We start from the raw sequence: 21237 nt of genomic DNA, 5'->3' as shown, positions 1-21237 counted from the left end.
CGGAGCAGGCGCCGGAAGGAGCACCATGTCCGCACGTTTCGAGAACCGTGTCGCGGTCGTCACCGGAGGCGTCTCCGGTATCGGCGCGAAGATCACCGAGCGATTGCTCACCGAGGGAGCCCGTGTCGTCGTCGCCGACGTCAACGAGGAACTCGTCTCCACCGCATCGGAGAGGTTCGGCGAGAACGTCACGGCCGTCCGTGCCGACGTGACGAGGGAAGAGGACGTTCAGTCCGTCGTCGACGCGGCGGTGTCCACCTACGGCACTCTCGACGTGATGTTCAACGTCGCAGGCGGTTCGAAGGCCGGAAGCCTGCTCGACGTGAGCGCCGAGGACTGGGACTTCACGGTCAAGCTCAATCTGTACAGCGCGTTCTACGGCACCCGTTCTGCCGCTCGAGCCTTCATCGCGGAGAAGAAGCCGGGTGCGATCGTCACGATCGCGTCACTCAACTCTCTCGTCCCGATGTTCTTCGGTGTCGGCTACACCGCATCCAAAGCCGGAGCCGCGATGCTCGTGAAGCAATCGGCACTCGAACTCGCCGAGCACGGGATCCGCGTCAACGCCGTCTCGCCGGGTCTGGTCTCGACACCCATGACGGGCGGACTCACGAGCATCCCGGGCGTCCAGGAGGCGTACATGGAGCGCATCCCGCTCGGACGAGCTGCGGATCCGTCCGAGATCGCAGCGGCAGCGCTCTTCCTCGCGAGCGACGACGCGTCGTACATCTCAGGCGAGAACCTCGTCGTCGACGGCGCGTGGGCGGTGTCCGGCTATCCGGACCTGCGCCCCTTCCTCGGTTGACCCGTCCGACGCGACGGCCACACCCCACCCCACCCCACCCACCCACCCACCAGCACGATCAACGGAAAGGATCGACGATGAAAGCCGCCGTGTTCCACGCCAAGGAGGACCTCCGCATCGAGGACGTCCCCGAGCCCGCACCCGGTCGAGGAATGGTCAAGCTCCGTAATGCCTTCGCGGGCATCTGCGGATCGGACCTGCACGTCTACTACTCGCCGGAGGCGTCCGGGCTCGATTTCACGAAACCGCACCCCGTGACGGGATCGACCCCGCCGCAAGTGCTCGGTCACGAGTTCTCCGGCACCGTCGTGGAGCTCGGTGAGGGCGTCACGAACGTGTCCGTCGGCGACCGGGTCGCCGTCTGGCCCGTCTACTACTGCGGCGAGTGCGCCGCCTGCGAGAAGGGCGCCTTCAACGCGTGCACGAGGATCGGGTTCCACGGCCTGACCTCCGATGGGGGAGGCATGGCGGAGTTCACGACCGTACCGGCGGAGAAGCTGCACGTACTTCCCGAGAACGTCGATCTGACGCTCGGGGCGCTCGTCGAGCCCATGGCCGTCGCGTGGCACGCCGTCGAACGCAGCCGCGTGCAGCCCGGGCAGACGGCGCTCATCGCGGGTGCGGGGCCGATCGGCATCGGCGTCTGGTTCGCGCTCCGTGCGCACGGAGTGGAGACGATCATCGTCTCGGAGCCCAGCGAGTCACGGCGCGCGGCGATCGGCGCGGTCGGCGCCGATCTGCTCGTCGATCCGACCTCCGAGGATCTCGCGGCGCGCGTCCGCGACGCGACGGGCGGACGGGGCGTCGACGTCGCATTCGACGCCGCGGGGGCGGGAGCCGCCGTCACCTCGGCGATCGCGAACCTCACTCCCCTGGGGCGCGTCGTCGTCGTCGCGCTCCACGAGCGCGGTTTCGAGTTCAACCCCACGATGCTCGTGATGGCGGAGACGGAGATCGCCGGCACGCTCGGCTACACCCAGGCCGACTTCGACGCCGTCATCGCGGCGATGGCCGACGGGGCGTACGACACGACCGGCTGGGTCACGACCGTCGGCCTCGACGCCGTCGTCGACTCGCTCGCGGAGCTGCGCGCTGGACGGGGGATGAAGGTGCTCGTGTCCGCCGACCCCGAGAGTTGAGCCGACCCCGAGAGTTGAGCCGACCCCGAGAGCTGATCCGAGCCCGAGAGCTGAGCTGAGCTGACGGAGCCGGTCCCGTTCCCCGATCGCGTTTCGTCAGACGCGATCGGGGAACGGGGCCGGTTTCGATCGTGGCGGAGTTCAGCCCATCAGCGGCCGACGACGCCGAGGTCGTAGGCGAGGATCACCGCCTGCACCCGGTCGCGCAGCCCGAGTTTCGACAGGATCCGGCCGACGTGCGTCTTGACCGTCGATTCGCTGAGGAAGAAGCGCTCCGCGATCTCGCCGTTCGTCTCACCCTCCCCGATGCGCTGCAGGACCTCGCGCTCGCGCGTCGTGAGGACGGAGAGCACGCTGTGGGCGTCGTGACGGTCTGGTCCGGGGAGACGCGGGGAGGCGAGCTCGATGAGCTTCGCGGTGACGCGCGGTGCGACGACGGCGTCCCCGTCCGCGACGGCGCGGATCGCCCCCGTGAGCGCTGCCGGCCGTGTGTCCTTCAACAGGAACCCGGACGCGCCGGCCCGAAGCGCCCCGAAGGCGTAGTCGTCGAGGTCGTAGGTCGTGAGCACGAGCACACGCGTCGCGGGGTAGAGCCCGGTGATGCGGCGCGTCGCCTCGATCCCGTCGACGCCCGGCATCCGCACGTCCATGAGCACGACGTCGGGGCGCAGCCGCTCGGCTTCGCGGACCGCGGACGCGCCGTCCTCCGCCTCGCCGACGACCTCGATGTCGGGCTCGGCCTCGAGCACGAGCCGCATCCCGTAGCGGACGAGCTCCTGGTCGTCCGCGATCATGATCCGGATGCGGTCGCTCATGCGTCCTCTCCTCTTCTCGGCAGGTGGACGAAGACCCGCCACCCGTTCGCTCCTCGTGGTCCGATCTGAGCCTCGCCGCCGTAGAGCGCCGCGCGCTCCCGGATCCCGACGAGGCCGCGACCCGGGTCGGAGCCGTCCCCGATCCGCTGCGGAGCGTCGTCCTCGACGGTGATCTCCACGGCGGTCGCGGTCCAGTCGGCGCGAGCGACGACCTCCGTCGCACCGCCCGCGTGCCTGAGCGCGTTCGTGAGCGACTCCTGCAGGATGCGGTACACCGTGAGCCCGAGGGCGGCGTCGGCTGCTGGAGCACCGGAGACGGCGAACCGCACGGGAAGCCCGGCCCGCGAGAACTCCTCCACGAGCGCCACGACGTCGCCGGCCCCGGGTTGCGGCGTGTGCTCACCGGCGCCCGACTCCCGGTCCGAGCGCACGGAGGCGAGCAGCCTCCGGACCTCCCCGAGCGTGCGCCGCCCCGTCTCGGCCGCTCGCCCCATCGCGATCTTCGCCTGCTCCGGCCGGGTGTCGGCCGCGGCGTTCGCCCCCTCGGACAGCGCAATCATGACGGACAGACTGTGGGCGATGACATCGTGCATGTCGCGCGCGATGCGCTCGCGCTCCTGCGCGCTCGCGATCTCCGCCTGCTGGTCGCGCTCACGCGCGAGCTGGGCGGCGCGGTCGACGAGGGCGGCGACGTAGCGGACGCGTCCTCCGATGTTCGTCCCGATGAGGGTCGCGATGAGCAGCATGACGAGGACGCCGATGGTGTTGTTGACCCAGTCGGCGAAGAGGTCGGTCGAGACCGACGGCTCGATGGGTTCGAGGATCCCGGTCCCGAAACGTGTTCGCAGGGCGAGGAGGAATCCGTCGAGGGCCGCGACGGCCGAGCCGATGCCGAAGCACGCCCACGCGGCGCGGCTCGAGCGGTACACGCCGACGGCGTAGATCGCGAGGAGCGGGAGGACGCTCTCCGCCGTCGTGCCGACGGCCGTGGAGAGCACGTAGAGGACGTTGGTGATCGTGAAGACGAGGACGGGTCTGCGGCGGCGGAAGAGCAGCGCCGCCGTGCCCGCGAGAGCCAGGAGGACGACCGCCCACAGGGGCGCCGACTCGGGCGTTGCGGCGATGGCGAGGGTGCCGGCCACGAGGAGGTACACGGCCGCGAGGAGCGAATCGGTGACCCAGGGGTGCGTCTGGAAGAAGCGCCGGATGATCCCGGGGGGCCGCGGCAACGCGAGAGCGTCCGGCACCCCGCTCGGGGTGCCGGACGCTCTCCGCTCGTTGTCGCTCAGGCGTCCCTCCGGCGGAGGGAGAGGCCGGCGAGGGCGAGCGAGACGCCCGTCCAGACGAGCACGACGACACCACCGAGCCAGGGCGCGAGCGGGGCACCGCGCTCCGCCTCGGCGCCGGCGGGCAGGTCGGCCGGGATGCTGGCCATCGATTCGCCCGCCGACGTGAACAGGTATGGCGCGACGTCGACGACCCAGTCGAACGCGAGGGCGGCGAGCGGCAGGAACAGCGGCAGCCCGAGGATCACGCCGAGGACCGTCGCGACACCACCGGCGGCGGACCGGAGCACGGTGCCGATGCCGAGGGCGAAGACGGCCGTGAGTCCGAGGTAGACGGCCGCGCCGAGGACGGCGAGCAGGAAGCCCGGCTCCGTGAGCCCGACCGCGATCCCCTCGGCCGCGAACATCGGATAGGTGCCCGCCCAGGAGCCGAGGAGCGTCGCGAGACCCACGAGGGTCACGAGCGCGAACAGCACCACGCTCTTCGCGGCGAGGACCGGGAGTCGCGTGGGGACGGCGGTGAGGGTCGAGTGGATCATCCCCGTCGAGTATTCACCGCTGATGGCGAGAACACCCAATACCGCGGCGATGATCTGCCCGAACATGACTCCGAGGGTGACGGTCGAGAGGGCGAAACCGACGGACGGACCGTCCGGCAGTCCGGCCGAATCCATGGTGGCCGCGAGCAGCAGGCTGAGTCCGACACCGGTGAGCACGATCATCGCGAGCGACCAGGCCGTGGACCGCAGGCTCGTGAGCTTGATCCACTCCGAGCGCAGGATGCGCGGGAAGGTGAGACGGGCGTCCGGCGCGATGTGCGCCGTGGTGAGGGCGTGGGTGGGGACGCGGTGCGTCGTGGCGGCGCTCATCGCGCGATCTCCTCTGCTGCGGTCGAGCGGTACTCGACCTCGTCGGCGGTCAGGGTCAGGTAGGCATCCTCGAGCGAGCCCGAGACGACGGTGAGCTCGTAGATCGGGAGACCGGCGGCGGCAGCGGAGTCTCCGATGCGCTCCGGCGTGACCCCCGAGAGTGTCGCCGAACCGTCGGCCTCCCGGTTCACGGTGACGCCGTCGCCCGCGACGAGCGCCGCGAGCCGGCCGAGGTCGTTCGTCCGCACGCGGACGGTCGTTCCGTTGGTGCGGGAGATGACGTCGCCGACGGGGGCGTCCTCGAGGATGCGCCCACGCCCGAGCACGATGAGCTGATCGGCGGTCTGCGCCATCTCGCTCATGAGGTGGGACGAGAGGAGCACGGTGCGCCCCTCGGCGGCGAGCCCACGAACGAGCGTCCGCACCCAGCGCACGCCCTCAGGGTCGAGCCCGTTGACCGGCTCGTCGAGGATGAGGATCCCCGGGTCGCCGAGCAGCGCGGCGGCGATACCGAGCCGCTGGCCCATGCCGAGAGAGAACCCCTTCACGCGCTTCCCGGCGACGGACTCGAGTCCCGTCATGCCGATCACCTCGCGGACGCGCTCCTTGCCGATACCGTGCGTCGCACCCATCGCGAGGAGGTGCTTGTAGGCGGTCCGCCCCGAGTGCACCGCCTTCGCGTCGAGCAGGACACCCACCTCGCGGAGCGGGGCCGCGCTCGACCGGTACGGGTGCCCGCCGACGGTCACCGTCCCGGCCGTCGGCCGGTCGAGACCCACGATCATCCTCATCGTCGTCGACTTCCCGGCACCGTTCGGGCCGAGGAATCCGGTGACCCGTCCGGGCTCGACAGTGAAGTCGATGCCGTCGACGGCCGTTCGTGTTCCGTACCTCTTGGTGAGACCGCGTGCGTGAATCATGCGTCGTCCTTTCGTTCGGGATCGACGCTACGGATCGCGGCGCGCGGGCGCGTCAGCCTCCGGTGGGTTCCTGCGGGGCGCGAGTAGTACCGGGGTGCCACCTCGTATCGGCGGTGGGGTGCGGCGCGCCGCGCCGGGCAGCCGGACCGCCCCGCGCTTCCCCGCTCTTGCGGTTGTAACGCGAGGGAAACAAGATGGACATCATTAAGATCACTTTGATCTGTTTGATGGGATGCACAGACGCACCCGGAGGAGCGACCGAATGACCCTGACCATCGCCGGGCTGCAGCACGAGGGAGTCCCCGGGGACGTCGACGCGAATCTTCGGATCCTCTCCGGCGCCGCTCGCGAGGCGGCCGATCGCGGCGCTCGAATCCTCGTGACCCCCGAGATGTTCGTCACCGGTTACAACATCGGCGATCGTCTCGCACCCCTCGCCACCCCCGGCCTCGTGGACGGCGTGGCCCGCATCGCCGTCGAGAACGGCATCGCGATCGTCGCCGGGCTGCCCGAGCCCGTCGGAGACGACGGGTCGATCGCGAACGCCCTCGTGGTGATCGACTCCGACGGAGCCGAACTGCTCCGTTACCGGAAGACACATCTCTTCGGTGATCTGGACCGCGGTCTCTTCGTGGCGGGCGACTCCCTGCCGGAGCCCATCGAGATCGACGGCGTCCGGGTCTCCGTCCTCATCTGTTACGACGTCGAGTTCCCCGAGACCGTGCGTGCCGCGGCGCTCGGCGAGACCGACGTCGTCATCGTCCCCACCGCCCAGATGGAGCCCTACGCGCACATCGCCGAGCGTCTCATCCCCGTGCGGGCGTGGGAGAACCAGCTGCACGTCGTCTACGTGAACCGCGTCGGGTCCGAGGGGGACCTGACCTACGTCGGGCGCAGCAGCATCGTCGGACCGGACGGGGTCGTCATCGACTCCCTCGGCGCCGCCGACACCGGCCTCCTGATCGCCACGATCGATCCCGAGGTCACCCGACGCGCACGGCACGAGAACCCCTACATCGCCGACCGCCGTCCGGACCTCTATTGAAGCCCCGCTCCGGAAGCCCCCTCTACTGAGGCCCGCGCCTCCCGACCCGCCTCGCTCCACCTTCTCCCCCCACCGGCCCCGCCCCGACGCGCGGCCGCACACGAAAGTGAATTCATGACCGTCTCCCCCATCGCCCCGCCGCGTCAGCGCCTCGACGGCCACCTCGGCACGGGCGCCATCGTCTTCATGGTGATCGCCGCAGCCGCTCCGCTCACGGTGGTCGGCGGCAACGTGCCGATCGCCGTCGGCAGCGGCAACGGCGCCGGCGCTCCGATCGGCTTCGCGCTCGCCGCCGTGATCCTGCTCGTGTTCTCGGTCGGCTTCGTGACGATGACACCGTTCGTGAAGGAGGCCGGCGCGTTCTTCTCCTACGTCACCGCCGGACTCGGCTCGCGGTTCGGACTCGGCGCCGCCTTCACGGCCCTCGTGGCGTACACGGCCATCCAGGTGGGCATCTACGGCTACATGGGGTGGGCACTCGACGACCTCGTGACCTTCTTCGGCGGCCCGTCGCTGCCGTGGTGGCTCTACGCGTTCGCGACCATGGCGATCGTCGCCGTGCTCGGCTACCGGCACATCGATCTGAGCGCGCGTGTGCTCGGAGTCGCACTCGCGCTCGAGATCCTCGTGGTCGTCGTGCTCGACGTCGTGATCTTCGCGACGGGCGGGACCGACGGTCTCGCGGTCGAGACCTTCGACCCCGCGAACATCTTCACGGGTGGGATCGGCGTCGCCGTCCTCTTCGCGCTCACCGGGTTCATCGGCTTCGAGGCGACCGCGGTCTTCCGCGACGAGGCGCGCGACCCGGAGAAGACCATCCCGCGAGCGACATACCTCGCCGTCATCATCATCGGCGTCTTCTACGCCGTCTCCTGCTGGGCTCTCATCACGGGCGTCGGCGCGGGCAACGCCGTCGCCGTCGCTCAGCAGACCCTCGCGGGCGAGGGGAACTTCCTCCTCGACACCGCGACCGCCTATCTCGGGCCCATCATGCGCGACGTCATCCAGGTGCTCCTCATCACGAGCCTCTTCGCGTGCGTCCTGTCCTTCCACAACGTCATCGCGCGGTACCAGTTCACGCTCGCCCACAAGGGTGCGCTGCCCGCGCGGCTCGGTCACCGCCACGCCACCCACCACTCGCCGTCGTTCTCGTCGATCGTGCAGACGATCACCGCAGCGGTGATCCTCGCGGTGCTCGCCCTCTCGGGCCTCGACCCCCTCGTGGGCGTCTTCGGGTCGATGGCCGGGGTCGCGACGGTCGGTATGGTGCTCCTCATGCTCACGACGTCGATCGCCGTGTTCGCGTTCTTCGCGCGCCGCCCGCGGGTCGCGGCCGGGCGAGCGCTGGGAGCCCGCGTGTTCCCGATCCTCGCCGTCGTCGGCCTCGCGTTCGCGATGTGGCTCGTGCTGTCGAACTTCACTCTCGTCACGGGCGGCAGCGTCACCGTGAGCACCGTGCTCGCGCTCATCCCGGTCGTCGCCCTCGTGCTCGGTATCGTGTTGGGGAAGCGCTTCCGACTCGACACCGCCGAGGAGGACCACGCTCAGACGCCGAGCGCAGCGGCGGGCGTCGCCGACTGACGACGCAGCGGATCGCGCCGGACGACCGAGACGAGGAGCACACCATCGACCTCTCGTCCCCGACGCTCGGCGCGATCCGCCGCACGACGGCCGTCGACACGGTCCGCGCGCGCATCGCCCTCGCGGTCGAGCTCGGAATGCTCGCAGCCGGCCAACGCCTCCCCCCTCCCGAGGAGACGGCCGTCGCATTCGATGTGAGTGCCATGACTGTGCGTCGCGCGTACCGGACGCTCAGCGAGGAGGGGGTGCTCGTGCGGCGCCGGGGGAACGCCGGCGGCACGTTCATCGCCGATGCGCCGCCCCGGGGCGGCGCCGCCGACGCCTCGACCGTCGCCGCGTACCGGGCGGACGCCGACCGCGTGCACGCGCTCATCGATCAGCGAGCCGCGCTCGAGGCGGGTCTCGCGAGCGTCGCCGCGGTCACCCGCAGCGACGCGGACATCGCGCGGCTCGGCGAGCTCACGGAGCGGATGCGGACCGTGCCGGACTGGGCCGGCTACCGCTCGGCGGATACGGCCTTCCACGAACGGCTCGTGGCCGCGGCCGGGCTCCCCGCTGCGAGCGAACTGCACCATCGGATCTCGCACGAGCTCTACGCCTACTTCATCCCCTACCGGATCGACTACCTGAGGTCGTCGAACGAGGAGCACGCGCGACTCATCGCCGCGTTGACGGCGCGGGACGCCGGCGCGGCGAGCCGACTCGCCTTCGATCACGTCGCCGACCTGCACGGCTCCATGTACGTGGGGCTCGGGACCCACTGAGCGTCCGCCGGTCACGGCAATCGACGACGACGTCATCCCAGCGCAGCGACATGACGAGGATCGTACTTGCGGGCGTCATCCGCGCACAGCGCCTCCGTCAGCCCGGGCCGGGAAGGGCGCGGTGCTCGCCCACGCGAAGCCGCCGATCGGCCGACCGGTACCACTCGGCGAAGAACGCGATGAGGAGGACGAGCTCGACGGGCGGTCGCGAGCAGTCGCGAGATGGGCCGCGAACGGTCTGCGCCCCCGGAGACCGCCGCGCGAGATCCACCCAGTGCGCAGCCCTTTGCCGGCTCAGCGAGCCGCTCTCCCCGTGGCGCCGCCGCCTGCCGTGTGCTCCCGTGGCACTCAGCGAGCCCTGGCGTCCGCCCACGCACCATCCTCGGTGATCAGCCCGAAAGTCGGGTTTGTGAGGTGGGCCGCTGCGATGACGACACCCTCCGACTCCGCCCGAGCGAACAGCGCAGCTCGCGCCGCACCGGATTCTTCCCGGTCGTGGTCGGTCATGAAATGGATCTCCCGGTCCGCGAGCTGCGCGGGCAGCTCGACGAGATCGCCAACGAAGATGATCCGTTCACCTTCCGACTCGATCTCGATCGTCCTATGACCCGGAGTATGCCCGGGAACATGGGTCGCCGTGACACCGGGGAGGACCTCAGCCGAACCGGGCGCGAAGGTGCGCAGGATGCCCGCTTCAGCGGCGGCCTGCATCACCAGCCGAGCCGGATCGTCATCGGGTGCGCCGTCTACGAGCAGCTCCCAGTCTTCAGCGCCGTAGTACACCTCGGCGTTCGGGAAGAAGGGCTCGTCGTCCCTCATGATCCAACCGACGTGATCAAGATGAAGATGGGTGACGAAGATCGAAGTGATGTCCTCGGGCGCCACACCTTCGGCCGCAAGCGAATTCGGGAGCGATCCGGCTTCGGCCAGGTGACGAGGCGGGTTCGTCAGGCCGTTCGCGATGGCGAGTTCCGGCGGAAACGGCAACGAGAGTGGCCCAGCACCGGCATCGATGAGAGAGGTTCCCGCCGGCCCGCGCACCAGGTGCGCTCCGATGCGGATTCGATGCGTTCCCGTCTCCTTCAGGAGTCCCGGGTACACGGAAAAATCCGCTCCCGGGTACGCGGAAGCCGGCAGATGGGACTCACCGTCCTCGAGCGCCGTGATCGTGTACTTCCCGATTTCTATCGATTCATTCATCGTGAGTCCTCCGGCTCGAATCTGTCAGTGACTGTCATGCAGTCACTGGATGACTCTAGCGTAGGATCGAACACATGGAACACTCGGAACCGCATCCCATCGGCATCCGGCAGCGGATGCGCGAGACGATTCGCGGAGAGCTGACGGACGCGGCCGTTCGCCTCGTCCAAGAGGTGGGCTTCACCGGCACGACCGCGAGCGCGATAGCGTCCGCCGCCGGGGTCTCCGAGCGGACGTTCTTCCGCTACTTCCCCACGAAGGAGGACGCGGTCCTGCAACCGACGGAGTCGCTCGGCTCGTCCGTGGCGAAAGCTGTCGCCGCTCGTCCCCCTCGTGAGACGTCGCTGCAGGCTTTTCGCGCGGCGTTCGACGTCGCGGTCGACTCGGTGATGGCAACGCCGGAACGCTGGGCGACCGTCATCGCGCTGGGGCAGTCCGAACCCGCGCTCCGACGGCGCCATCTCCAACAGCAGGACGTCTGGGCGCAAGCGCTGGCCGCCGCGAACGACGAACGTATGGGCCTTCCCACCGGGACCATGGAGAGCCGATTGCACAGTGGAGTGATGATGCTGGCGTGGGAACGAGCGCTTGTCGCGTGCGCCGGAGACGACGACTTCAGCCGAGTGGGGGCTGAACTGGACACGGCCATTGGGAAGATACGGAGGTTCGTCCAGACCGTGGTGCAGTGAAAACCCCGAAATCACGATAGGACGGTTGGCTGGCACCTGCACAGGACATCTGCGAAACTCGGCATCGCCAGAACGACGAACACCACGCCGTCAGCGGGAGCGAAGCGCGACGCCCCCTCCATGGCGAACGTCGCCGTCCCGAACCCTCTTCGACTCAAGACGGAGCCGCCTCTCGAGGACTGAAACGTCGCCTCGATGACTCATCCGTCCTCCCCCGCTCCCGTCCTCATCGCTAACCATTGCCGAGCGATGACGTCGGCCGACCTGCTGCCCGGATCCGCGTGGTAGATCACGAGGACGAGGTCGGTCCCGACCATCGCGAGCTTCTCCCGGCGCAACCGGATCTCGCCCCACTCGGGGTGCTCGACGATGGCCGAGTCCGACCCGCCAATCCTGACGTCGTGGCGCGCCCAGAGCCGTCGGAATTGCTCGCTCCGCAATGACAGTTCTCCGACGAGGGCCTGGTACCTCGGGTCTCTGTCGTCGGTGCCGATGTCGGCACGGAGTTGAGCGACGACGCTCGCAGTGTTGGCGTCGAGGTCCGGGTGATACGCGCGAGCCGCCGGGTCCGTGAAGAGCGAAACGAGCCGATTGCTCCCCACCACGAGTGACGGCTCCATGGCCGTCGCGAGATCGTTGACGGCGAGCACGTCCCGATACCGATTGAGCACGAACGCCGGGACGTTCATCGTCGAAAGCAACATCTGGACACCGGCAGGTACCTTTTCGGCACGTGCACCGGCAAACTTCCTCTGGCGGGAGCGGTCCCTCGCAAGCTCGAACGCATGCCGTTTGCTCTCCACATCGAGCCTCAGCGCGTCGGCGATCGCATCGACTACCTGCTCGGACGGGTGCCGGTCCCGCCCCTGCTCCAGGCGAACGTAGTACTCCGTGCTGATCCCCGCCAGAGATGCGACTTCCTCGCGGCGCAGTCCGGCGACACGTCGCCTCTGGCCGACGGGCAGTCCCACTTCCTCGGGATGCACGAGTTCACGCCGTGCATGGAGGAATTCCCCCAGCAGGTTGTCCTGATCCACGCTCCGAGGGTACGCGCCAGCGGCAGGGTCATGCTGTCCCTCTGAGGACTGGGATAAGCGGGGGCTGGGTCCGGGTGCGGCTCGCGCGCACGATGGAGGCTCTCCGGCGGCCGGAGTAGCCGTCCACAACATCGAAGGGATTCACGACATGGCTCAACGGACCTGGCTCATCACCGGATCGAATCGAGGATTCGGTCGCATCATCGCGGAACGTCTTCTCGAGAGGGGCGACCGCGTGGCCGCGACGGCTCGCGACACGACGAGCCTTCAGGACCTGCAGACACGCTTCGGCGACGCTCTCTGGACGGCGGAACTCGACCTGACCGACACCGCCGGGATCCGGCGCGCCGTGGAGGCGGCCTTCACGGACCTCGGCCGCATCGACGTGGTGATCAGCAACGCCGGGTACGGGCTCTTCGGTGCGGCGGAGGAACTGACGGACGACCAGATCGAACACCAGTTGGGGACGAACCTCGTCGGCCCCATCCAGCTGCTCCGGGCAGTCGTGCCGCACTTCCGCGAGCAGGGCGGGGGACGCTTCATCCAGGTGTCCACGTACGGCGGACAGGCGACAAACCCCGGGGCGTCGCTGTACCACGCGAGCAAGTGGGGGGTCGAAGGATTCATGGAGGGTAATGCCCGCGACCTCGCACCCTTCGACATCGGGGTGACGATCGTTGAACCGGGTAGCGCCGCGACGGGCTTCCGGGTGGGCGGATCGCGCCTGCCGGAGCCGATGTCCGCGTACGACGGGACTCCCGCTGCGATGAGTCGCGGTATCCAGAACCCCGCTCTGCCCTCGGTGAGCGATCCGGAGAAGGTCGCTGCGGCGATCATCGCCTCGGTCGACGTGACACCGGCTCCGTTGCGACTCGTTACGGGGAGCGACTCGCAGCGATACATCCGCGACGCGCTGCGGGAGCGCCTGGCCGACGTCGAATCGCAGGAGGCCTCCGCCGCCGCAACCGATCTCACCCCGGCACCGTGAGCGACGACGTCGCCGATTCTGCCGCTCCCGCTCCGGACGGTGACAATCGCGGGAGCGCGGTTGTCACCGGCGGAACCCAAGGCATCGGCCACGCGATCGCAATGACGCTCGCTGCTCAGGGATGGCGGGTCGCCGTCATGGGCCGTAACGAGATCACGGGCCGCGCGGCCGCGGCGCGCCTCGGCACTCGACACCGTTTCATTTCGTGCGATGTCTCGGACGAGTCACGTATCCCCGAGGCGTTCGCCGAGGTAGAGAAGGAGCTCGGGCGCGTCGAAGTCCTTGTCAACAATGCGGGCGTCGGCCGCGTCGCCGCGTTCGAGGAGGTGACGAGCGACGATTGGGACGCACTCATGGCGGTCGACCTCAAAGCTGCCTGGTTGTGCACGAGGGCGGCGTTGTCGGGGCTGCGGGCCGGAGGCGGTTCCGTCGTGAACATCGCGTCGATCCATGCACACCTCACACGGCCGGGCCTGTTCCCCTACGCCGCGGCCAAGGCCGGAATCCTCGGACTGACCCGTTCGATGGCCCTCGAGTTGGCCGCCGACGACGTGCGTGTGAATGCTGTCTGCCCCGGGTACGTTCGGACCCCGCCGATGGTCGCCCAGTACGACGGAATGCCGGACCCGACAGCAGCCTGGAAGCGACTTGCGAGCGTTCACCCGCTCGGTCGGATCGGAGAGCCCCACGAGATCGCTGCGGTCGTCGCGTTCCTCGCGTCGCGCGCGGCGAGCTTCGTGACGGGCGCGAGCTGGGACGTGGACGGAGGACTCGGTGTCCGATTCGCCTCCTGAGCGCCGCGCGTTATCGGTCGTCGAATACAGGTGGTCCATCGAATCCGACGTGGCCGTTGTAGCGGCGTACCCCGACCGAGCGGCAGCAGTATCCACGGGGTAACTCACTGCCCTTGCGGGAAACCACGCCACGGGTTCTACCGTCTCTTCCATGACCTCAGACAACGAGATTCGAGCGGTCGGCCAGACGGCCGCCCTACCCATCACGAGTGAGCGAAGCCTCATCCCCGCGACCATCCCTGCCCCCGTGCCGGGCCCGTTCGACGTCCTCGTCGACGTTCACGCGGTATCCGTCAATCCGGTCGACGTGAAGCTCCGAAGTGGAGTCGAACCCGACGGTGGACTGCGAGTGCTCGGCTTCGATGCGGCCGGGACGGTCATCGAGGTAGGCGAGTCGGTCACCCTGTTCGCCCCGGGTGACGAGGTCTACTACGCGGGGGCGATCGATCGGCCCGGCAGCAACGCGGATCGCCAGATCGTCGACGAGCGCATCGTGGGGCACAAGCCCCGGTCGCTTGACGCCGCCGAGGCCGCCGCCCTTCCCCTCACTGCCCTCACGGCGTGGGAGAGCCTCTTCGACAAGCTACGCATCGATCCCGAAGCGACCGGCACCATCCTCATCGTCGGAGGTTCCGGCGGCGTCGGCTCGATCGCCATCCAGCTCATCCGAGTGCTGCGTCCCGGAATCCGCGTCATCGCGACAGCATCGCGACGGGAAAGCGCCGAATGGGCACTGTCCCTCGGGGCGCACGCCACGGTCGACCACCACAGCGACCTGCCCGCCCAGGTCCACGCGATAGCCCCCGAAGGCGTGGAATGGATCCTGAGCACCAATTCCGAGGGGCGCATCTCCGACTACGTGGCAGTCGCCAAGCCCTTCGGTCAGATCGTCGCGATCGACGACCCCCGCGTCGTCGACGTCGTCCCGCTCAAGTCCAAGGCTCTGTCGTGGCACTGGGAGTTCATGTTCGCGCGCTCACTCCACGACGCCGCGGACATGCGCCGGCAGCACGACATCCTCGAGGAGGTCGCGCGCCTCGTCGACGAGGGACGGGTGCGTACGACCGCCACGTCGATCCTTGCCCCGATCAACGCGACCACCCTCCGAGAAGCGCATCGCCTCGTCGAAGGAGGCCGCGTGATCGGCAAGGTCGTCGTCGCCCACCAGACCCCGTCAGCGACAGAGCGTCACTGACGCAACGAAAGGAAATCATGTCTAACATCACTCTCGAGCAAGCCCAGCGCGTCTTGGCGGCAGCCGAGGCCAAGGCCGTCGAGACGGGCGTGCCGTCGTCGATCTCAATCCTTGACACCGGCGCTCGCCTCGTCGCCCTCCTGCGCCAGGACGGCGCACCGCTCGTGTCCATCGACTCGAGCGTCGCGAAAGCACGCACCTCCGTCTTCTTCGGGGGCGCGGCGACAGGTGACCTCGTCGGGGCGATCCAGCCCGGTGCGCCGCTGTTCACACTCGGCGACGCGACGCCGGAGCAGTTGACGTTCCTCGCGGGCGGCCTTCCGCTTCGCGACGCCGACGGCGTACTCATCGGAGCGATCGGCTCCGGTGGCGGCACGCCCGAGCAGGATGCCGTCATCGCCGAGGCCGGCGTCGCGTCCCTCTAACGCCACAGGCGCCGCCGCGTACACGACGGCCCGTTCCCTCCGGCAGATACCCCGGCACGTCGATGAGTCGGCTCGCCAGTATCGGCCGGGTACGAAAGTACTTGGAGGTACCGTGCAATCGGCGTACCGTGCTGTCATGTCCATCGAACAGCATTTCACCGTTGACGCGTGCGATAGGAACGACGTGTACGCGGCGGCGTGCCCCTGCCGGGAGATGCTCGATCTCCTGGCCAACAAGTGGTCCGCCCTGGCGATCGGCGCCCTCGCAGATGGGCCGCGCCGCTTCGGCGAGATCCGCCGCGACCTGCAGGGCATCACACCGAAGGTCCTGTCCTCGACGCTCAAACGACTCGAGGATGCCGAGCTCGTCACGAGAACCGTCTTCGCCGAGGTCCCTCTCCGGGTCGAGTACGAGCTCACCCCCCTCGGGGTCAGCGCCGGCGAACCCCTTGCCCACTTGCGTGACTGGGTGAACGCCAACGTCACACGCCACTGACGCGCTCAGCGTCGCCCTCGTGACCTCAAAGGCCGGTGGCCCGGCCATCGATACGAAGGAGAAGAACGCATGCCACAACTCGACGGAGCCCGTGTCCTCATCGTCGGCGCCGGTTCAGGCATCGGGACGGCGGTAGCACATGCGACGGCCGAAGCGGGGGCGCACGTCATTGCGACGAGCCGCCGATCCGAGACCGCGAATCACGTCGCCGCTCGCATCGGTCACGGAGCGGAGGGGATCCGTCTCGATCTCTCCGACGAGACGACGATTGCCGAGGCCGCCCAGCGCCTTGGCCGGGTCGACCACATCGTGTCCGTCGCTGCGGACCACGCCAATGGTCCGCTCTCGACTCTTGAACGCCGTGCGATCGACGAGGCCTTTACGGCCAAGGTCGTCGGACCGATCCTGCTCACGAAGCACTTCGTCCCGACCATGCCGACCGACGGATCGATTGTGCTGTTCTCGGGTTACGCATCGGTCCGCCCCGCTCCCACCCTCACGGTGATGGCCACGGCGAACGGCGCCGTCGACGCCCTCGTCCCGGCTCTCGCCACCGAGGTAGCGCCTATCCGCGTCGTGGGCATCTCTCCCGGCGTGGTGGACTCGGGATCATGGGACGACATGTCCGACAAGGAGACGTTCTTCGACAACATCCGAGCGTCGAACCCCGCGCGGCGGGTCGGAACGCCCGATGACATAGCCGCCGCGGTCGTCTTCGCCCTGACGAGCAGGTTCCTCACGGCGACGACGCTGCGCATCGACGGGGGGCAACCGGTCGCGTGAGCGCCCGGTCCACCAGCGCGTTCAGACTCCCTCTCGCGATTCGCGTCGCACTCGCGGGCATCACCTGCGCGCAGGACCTCCGTCAGCCGGGACCGGGAAGGGCGTGGCCACCGCCCACGCGGAGCCGCCGACCGGCCGACCGGTACCACTCGGCGAAGAACGCGATGAGGAGGACGAGCTCGACGGCGTCGCCGCCGTAGTACATGACGAGTCCCGCTCGCTCCGCCTCGACGATCGCCGTTCCGGTCGGGGCGACGGCGAACACGTGTTTCGCGAGCACGGAGTGGGCGGCGATCGCGAGCACCAGCACGCCGAGCCGGAGGGCGTACCCGGCACGGTGGGGTGCCGGGTCCACCGACACGATCGACGCCGTGAAGAGGTATCCGGCGATCACGACGTGCACGATCACGAGCTCGTGCACGAGCGGGACGTCGCGCATCGCAGCCGCGAGGGGCGTCGCGTACAGGAGCCAGAGGGAACCGACGGCGATCGTCGCCGCGACGACCGGGTGCGTCAGGACGCGGAGAGGGGCGCTCGCGAGCAGTCGTGAGAGACGCCGCGCGGGGCCGACGTCGAGGGAGCGCAGGGCGAGCGTGACGGGGGCCGCCGCCACGAGCAGGAGCGGGGCGAGCATCCCGGCGAGCAGGTGCGCCACCATGTGGGCGGCGAGGTCCCCGTGCGCGGCATCGGCGAGCGGGCCGACGAGGGTGACGGCCACGATCGCGAGCCCCGCGCTCCAGGCGACGTCCCGGTACCACGGCCACGAGCGCCGGCCGTGTGAGCGTTCCGCGGCGGCCGCTCCCAGGTAGGCGACAGCGGCGAGAGCGAGGGGGAGAAGCAGGAGCCACGCGACACCGATCACCGCTCCCCCGTGGTCGTGCTCGCGCGTGACGCTCAGGACGCCGGACATCACCGGGACGACCGTCGCGTCCGTCATGTCGTCCGCTCGCCGTCCGTTCGGCGTCCGAGCAGGAGACCGAGCACCAGCAGCACGACGCCCGCGGCGACCCAGGCCACGTCGTAGGGGAGGAGCACGACGTCGTACCGGACCTGGTGCACGCGCAGGAGTTTGTGGTCGACGAGCCCGTCCCAGATCTGGAAGGCGCCGGCGCCGACGAAGAAACCCGACCACATCGTGAGCGCGTCGACCGCTCCTCGTCGGAGCGCATCCGCGAGGAGGAAGAACCCTGCGACGAGGGCGACGAGCTCGGCGGCGTGCAGGACGCCGTCCGAGACGAGTCCGACGTCGGTCGTCGACCGGTCGTAGAAGTGGTGCCAACGGAGGAGCTGGTGGAACACGATCTCGTCGACGGCCGCCATGACGGCCGCTCCCATGAGGAACGTCGCCCAGAACGCTCGTCGCCGCGCGATCGTGCGTCGCGTCACCCGTAGGGTCGATGTCTCGTTCATCCGCACCGCCTCCACCGCCCGCCCGGTCGGCGGAGCGTCTCGGCCCCACATTAACGACCGCCGCGATCACCGACGACAGCTTGACGAGGGCCGCTCGCCTTCCTGCTCACACGTCTCAGGCCCCTGCAGCGCTGCTGCAGGGGCCTGACGGATGCGAAGCGGCGCCTCGCGGCCAGCGGGTGGTCGCCGTGTCGACGACAACCAGTCCGCCGCCGGGGAAGGAAGGGGCACTCACAACCCCACGGCCGCGAGGACGCGCTCGAGGGTGTCCGGTTCCCCGACGTTCCCGGGGACGACGACGTAGAGCACCTCACGGCCGTCGTGCGTCGTCATCGACCACACGGAGACGCCGGGGAGCACCTGGCCGAGCACGACGGCCGACGAGGCGCCGATGCCGGTGCGGGCGACCTCGGCCGAGGTGATCCCGCCCTTCGAGACGACGACGTCGACCGCCGGCAGCGCCGACCGCACCGCTGTCGTGAGTGCGGCCATGACCCGCTCGCCGTGATCGAGCGTGCCGTGGTCGCGCGAGCGCACGCGTTCCGTCGTGACGATGCCGAGCAGGCGCGCGTCCAACTGCTCGCGGATGGACTCGGCGGCCCGCCGGCCCGCCGCCGACGGGTCGCCGAGAGCGTGAGCGGTGTCGACGATCGCGGGGGCTCCCCACGCGTCGACGACCGGTGCGAGCTGCGCCGTCGCGCCCGCCGTGTGGGACCCGCACACGAGCAGCGTCGGTCGCGGCTCCGGGACGAGGGGCACGGGCAGCAGCCCCGTGCTCGTGACGCCCGCGAGAGCGGCGGCGAGGGGCGCGGCCGAACGGACGACGATGCGCACGCCCGCCTGCGTGGCGACGTCCACGCCGTGCGCGATCCCGGCGATGTCCTCGTCGTTCTCGGCGTCCGGGACCACGACGGAGCCCGCCGGTGCCGCGACGAGCGCCTCGGCGAATCGGCCCGACCGCACGACGTCGAGGGCGACGGGGACCGCTCGCCGCGAGGACTTCTCCGCGACGTAGTCCACGAGAACCGCCGTCGAGAACGGGAACACGGGGTCGTCGGCGTACTCGGTCTCGTGCGCCGGCACCGTCTCACCGTTCACCCGGACGAGGTGGACGCCGTCGGTGGTCGTCCGGCCACCGTCAGGGAAGGCCGGGACGAAGAGCATGAGCGCGTCATCGGCCCGATCTCCGTCGAGGAAGACCTCGGTCTCAGCGAAAACATGGCCGCGCAACGTCGAATCCCCGCGCAGAACGAACCGGACCGGCGATCCGAGACGGCGAGCAGCCTCCTCGCCGTCGGCACGGATCCGGGTCACGAGAGCGGTCGCCTCCGCCTCGGGCAGGGCACGGCTGTTCGTCTGCACATAGACGCTGTCGGACTCGGTGAGCGCGGCCTCGAGGAGATCCGCGTCGCTCTCGAGGAGGACGGTCACTCCCGTGGCGGACTGCGTGCCGGTGGGGTCGTCGTCCAGGACGATGGTCTTCATGGTGCCTTCCTGGCTGGAGTAGTGGGTGCGGCGGGCGGGTGCGCCCGCCCGCCGCACGAGTGAGAGCCGACACCCTCGTGACCGCCCCGGCACGTGGGTCGGGGCGGGAGGGCTGCGCGGGTCAGCGGCCGGCGATGACCGCGTCGACCTCGGCCCGGCGGGAGGCGCTCCACGTCTCCTTCGTCAGCAGGGTGCCGACGACGCCGAGCAGACCGCACGCCATGTAGACCATCGCGACGCCGCCCCATCCGAGCGGGATCGCGACCGCGGTCGCGATGAGCGGGATGAACCCGGAGATCGCGGCCGAGAACTGGTAGCCGATCGACGCGCCGGACGAGCGTGTGTTCGTGTCGAAGAGTTCCGAGAACCACGCGCCCTGCGTTCCGGCGAGCGAGTCGTGGATGACGGCCATCGCGATGATGTACACGAGCACGATGAGCACAGGGAGCCCGGTGTTGACGAGCAGGAACATCGGGAAGCCGAAGGCCATCACGAGGAGCGAGCCGACGAGGTAGACGGGCTTACGACCGACCCTGTCGGAGAGCGTTCCGAAGAGGATCGTCGTCACGAGACCGATTCCCGCGGCGATGATGAGTCCGGTCAGGGCCGTCGAGCGCTCGGCGATGGGGTCGTCGCCGCTCGTGAGGTACGACAGCATGAACGTGACGATGACATAGAAGCCGCCCGATTCCGCGAGTCGCAGCGAGATGACCCGGAGGATCGTCCGCCAGTCGTTCTTGAAGACCTCCTTGAGGGGATTCTTCACGACGAGGCCGAGGCTCTTGGTGTCCTCGAACTCGGGGGACTCGCTGACCTTCGCGCGGATGATGAGTCCCGCGATGATGAGCACGGCGCTCAGGAGGAACGGCAGCCGCCAGGCGAGTTCGCTGTCGAGAGTGCTCGACCACAGGAAGACGAGGTTCGCCAGCAGGAGCCCGAGCGGCACGCCCGCTTGCGGGATGGCCGTGTAGCGGCCGCGCTTCTTCCACGGTGCGTGCTCGAACGTCATGAGGATCGCGCCGCCCCACTCCGCACCGAAGGCGAGGCCCTGGATGATGCGGATGAGTGTCAGGAGGATCGGGGCGAGGAGGCCGACTTGCGCGTACGTCGGCAGGATGCCGATCGCGACGGTCGAGATGCCCATGAGGAGCAGTGCCCCGACGAGCACGGGCTTCCGGCCGATCTTGTCACCGAGGTAGCCACCGATCACGCCACCGATGGGGCGGGCGGCGAAGCCGACGCCGAACGTCGCGAAGCCGAGGAGGAGACCGATCGCGGGGTCCTCCGAGTGGAAGAACACCGTGTTGAAGTAGAGCGCGGCCGCCGTCCCGTAGGCGAGGAAGTCGTAGTTCTCGATCGTCGTTCCCACGGCGCTGCCGATGGCCGTGCGGAGCTTGTCAGGCGAGCCGTCGCGAGCACGAGTGCTGCGATCCAGTGGGGCTGTCGTGGTGGTCATGATTGGTCCGTATCTCCCTTGATATGAACGAGAGGCGTCTCGTCCGAGATCGACC

22 protein-coding genes are annotated in these 21237 nt (G+C 69.3%); 12 read left to right on the top strand and 10 right to left on the bottom strand.

The window, feature by feature from the left end:
* Positions 1-25: 25 nt before the first annotated feature.
* Both ELQ90_RS15600 and ELQ90_RS15595 read left to right on the top strand, forming a co-directional pair.
* Entirely contained in the window at positions 26-805 is a 780-nt protein-coding gene (locus ELQ90_RS15600; RefSeq protein WP_128496227.1) for an SDR family NAD(P)-dependent oxidoreductase, read from the top strand.
* A gap of 77 nt (positions 806-882) precedes the next feature.
* Positions 883-1944, top strand: coding sequence for a 2,3-butanediol dehydrogenase (locus ELQ90_RS15595; protein WP_128496226.1), 1062 nt, complete (start codon positions 883-885; stop codon positions 1942-1944).
* Positions 1945-2093: 149 nt separating this feature from the next.
* On the opposite strand, the gene ELQ90_RS15590 is transcribed toward ELQ90_RS15595, so the two are convergent.
* From ELQ90_RS15590 to ELQ90_RS15575, 4 genes are read right to left on the bottom strand one after another with little or no spacing between them, the layout of a single operon-like run.
* The gene (locus tag ELQ90_RS15590) at positions 2094-2759 is read right to left on the bottom strand and encodes a response regulator transcription factor (RefSeq protein ID WP_128496225.1); all 666 of its coding nucleotides are present in this window, start codon (positions 2757-2759) and stop codon (positions 2094-2096) included.
* Positions 2756-3988: a sensor histidine kinase gene (locus ELQ90_RS15585; RefSeq protein ID WP_208020687.1), complete on the bottom strand. Its 1233-nt coding sequence runs from the start codon at positions 3986-3988 to the stop codon at positions 2756-2758. Before ELQ90_RS15585 ends, ELQ90_RS15590 begins: the two co-directional genes overlap by 4 nt.
* Positions 3989-4044: 56 nt before the next feature.
* Positions 4045-4914, bottom strand: a complete 870-nt coding sequence (locus ELQ90_RS15580; protein WP_128496224.1) for an ABC-2 transporter permease — start codon at positions 4912-4914, stop codon at positions 4045-4047.
* A complete protein-coding gene (locus tag ELQ90_RS15575; RefSeq protein WP_128496223.1) occupies positions 4911-5834 on the bottom strand; it encodes an ABC transporter ATP-binding protein in 924 nt (307 codons plus the stop codon). The genes ELQ90_RS15580 and ELQ90_RS15575 overlap by 4 nt, the downstream gene beginning before the upstream one ends.
* Before the next feature lie 262 nt (positions 5835-6096).
* Between ELQ90_RS15575 and ELQ90_RS15570 the strand changes: the two genes are divergently transcribed.
* From ELQ90_RS15570 to ELQ90_RS15560, 3 genes are all read left to right on the top strand, one after another.
* On the top strand, positions 6097-6879 hold the full coding sequence (locus tag ELQ90_RS15570) for a carbon-nitrogen hydrolase family protein (RefSeq protein WP_128496222.1): 783 nt from the start codon (positions 6097-6099) through the stop codon (positions 6877-6879).
* Positions 6880-6993: 114 nt separating this feature from the next.
* The gene (locus ELQ90_RS17070; protein ID WP_243696220.1) at positions 6994-8460 is read left to right on the top strand and encodes an APC family permease; all 1467 of its coding nucleotides are present in this window, start codon (positions 6994-6996) and stop codon (positions 8458-8460) included.
* Positions 8457-9224, top strand: coding sequence for a FadR/GntR family transcriptional regulator (locus tag ELQ90_RS15560; RefSeq protein ID WP_279432144.1), 768 nt, complete (start codon positions 8457-8459; stop codon positions 9222-9224). Before ELQ90_RS17070 ends, ELQ90_RS15560 begins: the two co-directional genes overlap by 4 nt.
* Before the next feature lie 348 nt (positions 9225-9572).
* Here ELQ90_RS15560 and ELQ90_RS15555 read toward each other — a convergent pair whose 3' ends face one another.
* Positions 9573-10424 carry an MBL fold metallo-hydrolase gene (locus tag ELQ90_RS15555; RefSeq protein WP_128496220.1) on the bottom strand — a complete coding sequence of 284 codons (852 nt, stop codon included), beginning with the start codon at positions 10422-10424 and terminating at the stop codon, positions 9573-9575.
* A 74-nt stretch (positions 10425-10498) separates the two neighbouring features.
* Here ELQ90_RS15555 and ELQ90_RS15550 point away from each other — a divergent pair, with 74 nt between their 5' ends.
* Positions 10499-11113, top strand: a complete 615-nt coding sequence (locus ELQ90_RS15550; RefSeq protein WP_128496219.1) for a TetR/AcrR family transcriptional regulator — start codon at positions 10499-10501, stop codon at positions 11111-11113.
* Positions 11114-11313: 200 nt separating this feature from the next.
* Here ELQ90_RS15550 and ELQ90_RS15545 read toward each other — a convergent pair whose 3' ends face one another.
* Positions 11314-12150, bottom strand: coding sequence for a helix-turn-helix domain-containing protein (locus ELQ90_RS15545; protein ID WP_243696219.1), 837 nt, complete (start codon positions 12148-12150; stop codon positions 11314-11316).
* Positions 12151-12298: 148 nt separating this feature from the next.
* On the opposite strand from ELQ90_RS15545, the gene ELQ90_RS15540 reads away from it, so the two are divergent.
* From ELQ90_RS15540 to ELQ90_RS15515, 6 genes are all read left to right on the top strand, one after another.
* A complete protein-coding gene (locus ELQ90_RS15540; RefSeq protein WP_128496217.1) occupies positions 12299-13138 on the top strand; it encodes an SDR family oxidoreductase in 840 nt (279 codons plus the stop codon).
* Positions 13135-13932, top strand: coding sequence for an SDR family NAD(P)-dependent oxidoreductase (locus ELQ90_RS15535; protein ID WP_166409121.1), 798 nt, complete (start codon positions 13135-13137; stop codon positions 13930-13932). Before ELQ90_RS15540 ends, ELQ90_RS15535 begins: the two co-directional genes overlap by 4 nt.
* 151 nt (positions 13933-14083) lie before the next feature.
* Complete coding sequence (locus ELQ90_RS15530) at positions 14084-15127, top strand: zinc-binding alcohol dehydrogenase family protein (RefSeq protein WP_128496215.1); 1044 nt, start codon at positions 14084-14086, stop codon at positions 15125-15127.
* 17 nt (positions 15128-15144) lie between these two features.
* Positions 15145-15552 (top strand): GlcG/HbpS family heme-binding protein, encoded by a 408-nt coding sequence (locus ELQ90_RS15525; RefSeq protein WP_128496214.1) that lies wholly within the window; start codon positions 15145-15147, stop codon positions 15550-15552.
* A gap of 136 nt (positions 15553-15688) precedes the next feature.
* Positions 15689-16048, top strand: a complete 360-nt coding sequence (locus ELQ90_RS15520; RefSeq protein ID WP_208004404.1) for a winged helix-turn-helix transcriptional regulator — start codon at positions 15689-15691, stop codon at positions 16046-16048.
* A 69-nt stretch (positions 16049-16117) separates the two neighbouring features.
* Complete coding sequence (locus tag ELQ90_RS15515; protein WP_128496213.1) at positions 16118-16831, top strand: SDR family oxidoreductase; 714 nt, start codon at positions 16118-16120, stop codon at positions 16829-16831.
* A gap of 82 nt (positions 16832-16913) precedes the next feature.
* Here ELQ90_RS15515 and ELQ90_RS15510 read toward each other — a convergent pair whose 3' ends face one another.
* The 4 genes from ELQ90_RS15510 to ELQ90_RS15495 all read right to left on the bottom strand — a co-directional run bounded on the left by ELQ90_RS15510 (position 16914) and on the right by ELQ90_RS15495 (position 21182).
* Positions 16914-17768: a cytochrome c oxidase assembly protein gene (locus ELQ90_RS15510; protein ID WP_243696218.1), complete on the bottom strand. Its 855-nt coding sequence runs from the start codon at positions 17766-17768 to the stop codon at positions 16914-16916.
* Positions 17765-18241 (bottom strand): DUF2243 domain-containing protein, encoded by a 477-nt coding sequence (locus ELQ90_RS15505; RefSeq protein ID WP_128496212.1) that lies wholly within the window; start codon positions 18239-18241, stop codon positions 17765-17767. The genes ELQ90_RS15510 and ELQ90_RS15505 overlap by 4 nt, the downstream gene beginning before the upstream one ends.
* 231 nt (positions 18242-18472) lie before the next feature.
* Entirely contained in the window at positions 18473-19726 is a 1254-nt protein-coding gene (locus ELQ90_RS15500; protein WP_128496211.1) for a four-carbon acid sugar kinase family protein, read from the bottom strand.
* A 121-nt stretch (positions 19727-19847) separates the two neighbouring features.
* Positions 19848-21182, bottom strand: a complete 1335-nt coding sequence (locus ELQ90_RS15495) for an MFS transporter (RefSeq protein WP_128496210.1) — start codon at positions 21180-21182, stop codon at positions 19848-19850.
* Positions 21183-21237 lie beyond the last annotated feature (55 nt).

This window comes from Labedella phragmitis (assembly GCF_004078635.1).
In the GTDB taxonomy this organism is placed as follows: Bacteria; Actinomycetota; Actinomycetes; order Actinomycetales; family Microbacteriaceae; genus Labedella; species Labedella phragmitis.
Note: the sequence above shows the minus strand (reverse complement) of the source record. Positions and strands in the feature narration are given on the sequence as shown.